Below are 1,225 nucleotides of genomic sequence, written 5' to 3' on the forward strand. Positions count from 1 at the left end.
GGGAGCGTGTCACTTTTGCAATAAGTACAAATACTTAAATAAGGCTGTTGTGACCAATTGCAGCCATTCTGAGTAAAATAGGCGAAAATAAAGATGTCTTCCTATGAGAAATTCAATGACTCCAGAACACAAACAGGAAATTCAAACTCATGTCGATGCTATTGCTGCACTACTTTATGCTGATTGTGACCCGGAATCGCTGAAGACATTAGAAGATATTGAGATAGCAGTTAAAGAACAAGTGTTAACTCACGTGACTCCCAAAATCGGAATTTTTTTATCTACTCAGTTAGTGGCACGAAAGCAGGCAGAAAAAAAAGATTGAAGAGTACGCTTGGAGAGCTAAGTCTCACAGAGAAACAAGCTGATAAATTAGGCTGTGGGAGCAGGAGTAGATTGAGTCCACATTTAGAAAACTGCTGTTTAAGACTGAGTGCTAATGTGGGATACAGTAGTGCGGCAAAAGATATTGAATATATCACAGGAATTACTGTCCCATCAAAGACACAACAACGATTAGTACATTATCAAAAATTTGAGCAGCCAGCAGCAAAAATAGACATTACTGAGCTAAGTGTAGATGGTGGAAAAGTAAGATTGATTACACAAAAAGGAGAAAAATCTGAGTGGAAAGACTATAAGGCAATGGTATCAGAAGTAGGGATATTAGCCTGTTTCGAGCAAAATGACAAGCTCATTGATTGGGCCAATGACCAACCTTTAGCAAAACCTGTAACTTGTTTGGGAGACGGGCATGATGGAGTATGGAATATATTCAAGGAAATCAGTTATAAACAAGACAGAAGAGAAATTTTAGATTGGTATCATTTAAATGAAAATCTTCAGAAAGTAGGAGGTTCAATCAGAAGACTAAAACAAGCCGAAGGATATTTGTGGCAAGGAGAGATAGGAAGTGCAAAAGCATTATTTACAGAATTAAAGAAAGAAACAGCAGTGAATTTTTGCAGATATTTAGAAAAGCATCAAGGAAGAATTGTCAATTATGAAGCACTTCAGAAATCTCAGGTATGCTCAATTGGATCTGGGGCAGTAGAATCAGGAATTAAGCAAATATCGAGACGGGTTAAAATATCTGGAGCAAGTTGGAAAAAAGAAAATGTGGGGCAAGTTTTGGCTCATCGATGTGCTTATTTAAATGGGTTAATTGGCAAGTCGGGAAAAGCTGTCTAAGTATTTGTACTTATTGCAAAAGTGACACGCTCCC

The 1,225-nt window shown here is 37.6% G+C and carries 1 protein-coding gene; it reads left to right on the forward strand.

Features of this window, described 5'->3' with window-relative positions; genetic code table 11:
- Positions 1 to 115 precede the first annotated feature (115 nt).
- Positions 116 to 1,191 (forward strand): ISKra4 family transposase gene (locus tag QUA33_RS28100; RefSeq protein WP_333153058.1). Its coding sequence is split into 2 segments (ribosomal slippage): positions 116 to 269 and positions 269 to 1,191, totalling 1,077 coding nucleotides; the frame shifts between segments, so codons are not numbered across the junction.
- Positions 1,192 to 1,225 lie beyond the last annotated feature (34 nt).

Origin of the sequence: Microcoleus sp. Pol14D4 (assembly GCF_036701245.1) — a bacterium.
Lineage (GTDB): Bacteria > Cyanobacteriota > Cyanobacteriia > Cyanobacteriales > Microcoleaceae > Microcoleus.